At 43.2% G+C, this 5,889-nt stretch carries 4 protein-coding genes and 1 pseudogene; 3 read left to right on the top strand and 2 right to left on the bottom strand.

Going from position 1 to position 5,889, the window contains the following annotated elements; all coding sequences use genetic code 11:
* Positions 1-137: 137 nt before the first annotated feature.
* On the bottom strand, positions 138-809 hold the full coding sequence (locus IM479_RS21330) for a hypothetical protein (RefSeq protein WP_287687719.1): 672 nt from the start codon (positions 807-809) through the stop codon (positions 138-140).
* 221 nt (positions 810-1,030) lie between these two features.
* Here IM479_RS21330 and IM479_RS21335 point away from each other — a divergent pair, with 221 nt between their 5' ends.
* Positions 1,031-3,142, top strand: a complete 2,112-nt coding sequence (locus IM479_RS21335) for a serine/threonine-protein kinase (protein ID WP_287687718.1) — start codon at positions 1,031-1,033, stop codon at positions 3,140-3,142.
* Here IM479_RS21335 and IM479_RS21340 read toward each other — a convergent pair.
* Entirely contained in the window at positions 3,139-4,527 is a 1,389-nt protein-coding gene (locus IM479_RS21340; RefSeq protein WP_287687717.1) for an aromatic ring-hydroxylating dioxygenase subunit alpha, read from the bottom strand. The genes IM479_RS21335 and IM479_RS21340 overlap by 4 nt on opposite strands.
* A gap of 193 nt (positions 4,528-4,720) precedes the next feature.
* Between IM479_RS21340 and IM479_RS21345 the strand changes: the two are divergent.
* Positions 4,721-5,084 (top strand): annotated as a pseudogene (locus IM479_RS21345) (hypothetical protein).
* A 41-nt stretch (positions 5,085-5,125) separates the two neighbouring features.
* On the top strand, positions 5,126-5,581 hold the full coding sequence (gene aroQ, locus IM479_RS21350; RefSeq protein ID WP_002797921.1) for a type II 3-dehydroquinate dehydratase: 456 nt from the start codon (positions 5,126-5,128) through the stop codon (positions 5,579-5,581).
* Positions 5,582-5,889 lie beyond the last annotated feature (308 nt).

A 5,889-nucleotide genomic window follows, 5' to 3' on the forward strand; every position in this document is an offset into this window, starting at 1 on the left:
GATAGGGCATATCGGAAGTTGGTCATCAGACCTAAACGCTTGGGGAGATTTAAGCTCTATTTTGGTTGGTAGCAATACCTGTCAAGACAACTTGAGTCAGTGAACCAAGAATCCCTCGCATGAGCGCGACGGGAGTGTCAATAATCTCTGATCACTAGGGGCGATTGCAGGGTAATATTTAAATCTCGATCGGGGTTAACAGAGTATAACTGCACGGAACTACCACCGACAATTCCCGCCGCCGGTAAACCCCATCCTGCAAGGGTTCCCACGGCTGCCCCCGCTAAGACATCGAGAACTTCAATCTTGCGATCGCCCGTGAGAGCAGCGATCGCTGTGGCTGCCCCCGCACCAGCGACGGTTCCCCCTAAGATATCTTGAGTTTTTGCCCCTTTACGCACCGTTTCAGTGGTAGTAATTAATCGCGAACTAGCATTGAGGGGAATAGTGCGATTACCCCCATCGAGGCCAATTTCATCGGCAATAAACCGCACACCTCGGCCGGCCGCTTCTAGAGTACCCTTGACTTCACTTCCCGCTGCAATCACCACACTCCCATTCCGGTTACGAATATCTCTGGCTACGGTTAAAGTCAGAGGAATAACATCGCTTTTAGAAACTAAAATTTTATCGGCTTTCTCGTAATTCAGGGGAATAACTGTTCCCGCCGGAATCGAGATTTGTTGAGCGATGAGACTTTGCCGATTAATATTACTTTGAGCGAGGACGGGAAAAGTACCGGACATGGAACCCATGAGCAGGGTAATCAGTAAAGGTGTACTAACTCTGGTAACAGGATTGATAGACATAGCGGTTATCCTCTCAAAAAACAACAGTGAACTTTCTCTGTTTCTAGATTATTTTTTTCTGTCTGTCATGTCAGTCCCCTCCACAGGGAATTTTTTCCCTCTCTATAGGGAAAAAAGTAGAATGGCAGAATTTCTGTACTTTGTCTATCCACCGCAAAAGAGAGCCGAAAAGCCTAGAATAGTAAAAAAGAATCGTAAAAAACCTCGGATTGCCATCGTCTATGGAACTCGCTACCGGAAACATCCTTAGTCATCGCTACCAAATTATCCGTCAATTGGGGAAAGGGGGATTCGGACAGACTTTCTTGGCCTGCGATCGCCAGTTACCCAATCAAAATCGCTGTGTGATCAAACAATTTAAACCCCAGTGCCAGGATGCCGAAACTATAGCCATCGCTAGACGACTATTTGAAACCGAGGCGAAAATCCTGCAAGAATTGGGCATTCATCGCCAGATTCCCCGTTTATTTGCTTATTTTGAGGAAAATGGGCAATTTTTCCTCGTGCAAGAATACATTGAAGGGGAAGATTTAGCCAGAGAAATTACTGCCGGTGTCTATAGGCAAGATGAAGGGAAAGTGGTGGCTTTATTAACAGAAATTCTCTCAATTCTCGAATTTGTCCATCACAAACAGGTGATCCATCGCGATGTTAATCCCTTCAATCTTATTCGTCGCAGCCAAGATCATCAATTGGTTTTAATTGATTTTGGTGCTGTCAAAGAAATTAGCACTCAAGTGGTTAAAGAAGGTAAAACCGTTTCTACCGTCGCTATTGGTACCCCTGGTTATTTCCCCAGTGAACAGGCCCAGGGTTATCCGCGTTTTAGTAGCGATATCTATGCCACTGGTATTATTGGATTACAAGCTTTAACCGGTAAAGATACCGAAGATATTCCACTGGATGCTCGCACGGGGGAAATTCTCTGGCAACATTTGGCCATGACTAGCGCCGAGTTTAGTTATGTTATCGAGCGCATGATCCGCTATGATTTTCGTCAGCGTTATACCAGTGTCAGTGAAGCATTAATCGATCTGAGAAAATTAGGGAAAATTTATCATCTCGCTCCGAAAACTACCTATGGTGTGAAACCTCAAGGTCAGGTGGCTCGTCAAGGGAAATCTTGGCCAACAAAAATCTTGTTTGTCTCTGGGGTAATTGGCTTAATAGCAGGTGCTTATCTGGGTTTTGACTATTGGAAAAATTCTCGTAATTCTCTTGATTACTATCAACAAGGTCAGACTTTTTATCAACTCAAACGCTATACTGATGCCCTTAATTCCTATGGTCAAGCCTTAAAAATTAATCCCGATTATCTTGGGGCATTGCAAGGAAAAGCTGATACTTTATTAGCTTTAAAAAGATACTCGGAAGCTTTAAATACCTACGAAAAAGCTATTCAAATTAACCCAGATTCCGCTTGGCAAGCTTGGTTCGGTCGCGGGCAAGCTTTAGATAAATTAGGCAAAAATCAGGAGGCTTTGGAAAGTTTTGATCGGGTCTTATCTTTTAATCCTGCCGCTAGTCAAGCTTGGCAAGGTAAAGCCAATATCTATTTAGAACTGCAACAATATTCCGCCGCCCAAAAAGCTCTTGACAAATTGTTAACTTTTCAGCAAAATGATGCCAAAGCATGGTATAAAAAAGGCTGGTCATTACAAAATCTTGAGGATTATGAAGGGGCAGTTAAAGCCTACGATCAGGCTCTAGCGATCGAATCGGATAATGCCTTAATTTGGTATCAAAAAGGTAATAGTTTGTATCAATTAAATAAAATTAATGATGCTTTAGAAAGTTATAGCAAAGCTGGACAATTTAATCCCCAATTTTCCCAAGCTCACTATAGTCAAGGGATTATTCTGCAAAAATTAGGTCGCAATTCAGAAGCTTTGGAGGCATTTACTCAAGCAACTAAAGCCAATTCTAATTATTATCAAGCTTGGTTAAATCAAGGGGCATTACTTCATCAAATGGAAAGATTTCAAGAAGCGATCGCATCCTACGAAAAAGCTCGCCGCATTTCTTCCCAAAAAGCCGAAGTTTTTATCGGTATCGGTAACGCTTGCTATCGTTTAGGTGACAATTCCCAAGCTATAACTGCCTATCAACAGGCGATTCAAAGACAAAAAGATAACCCCGAAACCTGGAAAAGTTTAGGCAATAGTTGGTTTAAACTCGGTCAATACGAGCGAGCGATTCAAGCTTATCAAGAATCACTTCGTTATCGTTCCAATGACCGAGAAGTGCAAACACAAAAACAACTGGCAGAAACTCGCTGGCAAGAGCTTCAGCAATCTCCCCAAAATCAAAGCAAAGAGGAACAGGTTCCCTAACTTCCGCTCTTTTTACCGGTATTTCTCGGCAATAATTCCCGTCCTTGATAAAACTGTTTTTTCAGTTCTCCCAAGCGCCAATAAGCTCCCACCATAATTACAGTTAATGCTGTCAGCACTGTCACGGGAAGGAGGGCCGATTGACCGAAAATTAGGGCTAAAAGTGGTAGAGATAGACCAAGAATAATAGCGATCGCTAATGTTAACCCCCGCAGACGATTAATATTTTTTAAAGCCCCTTGACAAACAGCACAATTTTTGGTATGGGACTGATAGCGTTCGAGGAGAATCTCTTTTGATTGTAGGGGGGGAAAAGGTTGACCAGCGAAAGGATCAGCTTGGTATTGATTAACCCAATTGCGATACTCAAACACGAATAAATCCGCTTTGGTGGGGAGATAACAAGCTTGACTAAAATTCCGACTATCCCCCTGAGCTTGCAGATAACGCTCTTGATAGTAGAGAAAAATCTGATCATCTTCAAGAATAGCGTTTTGATTGATGTGGGAATACCAAGTGGGGGTAAGCTTAATGAAGAATTTCGGCAACTTAGAGTTAAATTTAAAGGGAAAACGAGCAAAGAGACGACATTCTCCCTGACGGATTGGAGTTGCATAGACCGCGGTTAAAGTCCGTCCGAACTTTTCCGAGGTGAGATCGTGGTAAATTAATCCGGGGGCGATAAAATTGCTGTATTGTTGACCTAATTTACCTTTACGCGGTCCTTCGGGCCAAATTCCCTTAAATCCCTGACGATTGGACTCGATAATTTCTAACTCCATAGGAGCGGCATTGGCCCGATTACCGATGGTGAGATGATGGGTATAGGGAACATGACTAGAATCGATAATATTTTCGATTAAAGTGACGGCCGAGTAGGGTAGATCTCGAAAGGTATCCAAACAAATCCAAGCATCGGCATCCTCCTCCATGGGTTCAATAATCGGAATCTCAGTCAGGGGAGCATTTTCGGGATTACCCGCATAAACGAATAATAATCCCTGACGGATAGCCGTGGGAAAAGACCGCACACAAGCGCGTCGAGAGGTGTTAGCTTGACTGTTTTCCGGTTGTTGGGGAATAAATTCACAGTTTCCCCCTCCGGAAAAAGACCAACCGTGATAGGGACATTCTAGATGTCCGCTTTCGTTAAGACGACCTTCTGAGAGAGGAGCCAAGCGATGGGGACATTTATCCTCGAAAACTCGCCATTCTTGCTGATTTTTGTCCCACCAAATCACTAAATCCTGTTCTAGTAGGGTAAAGCGTTGGGGCTGCTTTTTGTCTAAATCTTTGACGTAGTAGATAGGATACCAAACTTGACGACAATCAAAGCGATCGATATCTGTTCCCCCGATGGGATAGGTAGCAGTGCTGCTCAACATAAATTTTAAAATAAGTTAACATTTCTCCTCCAAAATCTAACAAATTTTATCGACAAAAGGGGACAGATGCCGGTATCTGCTGGGGAAACAACCACCAGCGCTATATTTTGGGATGATAATTAAAGGGTAGTTTCCCATCGATAAAGCGAGAATGGGAGAAGGATCAAGATAAAACTAAGGGGAGTTTACCAGAATGTCAGGAGAAACCGTCACTTATTCCCTAGAAACTATTCTGACCAGGAGCGAGGGAAAAAATAGACAATCTACAAAGGGACGTTAATCAAAAATTTGACAAGATTGATGATCGCTTTGACAGAATCGATGAACGATTAAATAAAGTAGAGATAGGATTAGCTACTTTGACCGAGAAAGTTGGAGGGGTGGATAAACGACTCGAAAAGGTGGAAAATGAACAAGCTACCATGATTAAAGCTATTTCCGACCTACAGGGATTCCGAGGTCTAATTCTGCCGATCAACGTCGGTGCGCTCAGTGCTACTATTGGTGCGGTGATTACCGTAGCGGCAAAAATGTTGTTGATCGGCAATAGTCCCTGATCGAGATAAGATTAATTCTCGTGGTGATAGGGAGGACATTTGTGAATAAACTAAGCATTCTGGTTCTGCACGGGCCGAATTTAAACCTATTGGGGAAAAGAGAGCCGAATCTCTACGGTAACGTCAATTTAGAGGCGATTAACCGGTTTTTAAACGAAGAAGCTACCCGTTTAGGGGTGAATTTAACCGCACACCAGTCCAATCAGGAAGGGCAATTAGTGGACTGGATTCAGCAAGCATGGGGTCAGCATGACGGTATTTTGATTAATGCGGGAGCTTATACTCATACCAGTATCGCCATCCGCGACGCACTATTAGGCACAAAAATGGCCTGTGTGGAAGTACACTTAAGCAATATTTACAAACGCGAGTCTTTTCGTCATCATTCCTACATTGCCGATATAGCCATCGGACAGATTAGCGGTTTTGGGGCCGAAAGTTATCGTCTAGGATTATGGGCATTAGTCGATTATTTGCAAAAGAATAGAGAAGGCTAATTAGGGTCTGCTGAATAAATCTAAAAACCTTGTTGGGTAAGACTTTTAGACCTTTTGTCAATCAAAAAGTACTGGATATGGCAGTGATCGGGGGGAAATTTAGGCACTTTTTCCCTGAAAATTAGGTAATTGGCCACCTCAAAACTGTTCAAACCCCACACCCCACACCCCAACCCCCAACCCCCACCGAAAAACTTTTTCAGCAAACCCTAATTAGGCAAGGGATTCTCCCACTTCTAAGAGGGGACAAAAGGGAAAATAGGGGGAAACCGTCCAACGATAGAATTTTTTGCTGCTGGTGGACTGAA

The sequence above is a fragment of the Microcystis sp. M165S2 genome (assembly GCF_020245885.1).
GTDB lineage: Bacteria > Cyanobacteriota > Cyanobacteriia > Cyanobacteriales > Microcystaceae > Microcystis.

Excerpts from the sequence above, each read along its gene's own strand:
- IM479_RS21330 (WP_287687719.1), bottom strand. The coding sequence starts at position 809 with ATGTCTATCAATCCTGTTACCAGAGTTAGTACACCTTTACTGATTACC.
- IM479_RS21335 (WP_287687718.1), top strand. The coding sequence starts at position 1,031 with ATGGAACTCGCTACCGGAAACATCCTTAGTCATCGCTACCAAATTATC.
- IM479_RS21340 (WP_287687717.1), bottom strand. The coding sequence starts at position 4,527 with ATGTTGAGCAGCACTGCTACCTATCCCATCGGGGGAACAGATATCGAT.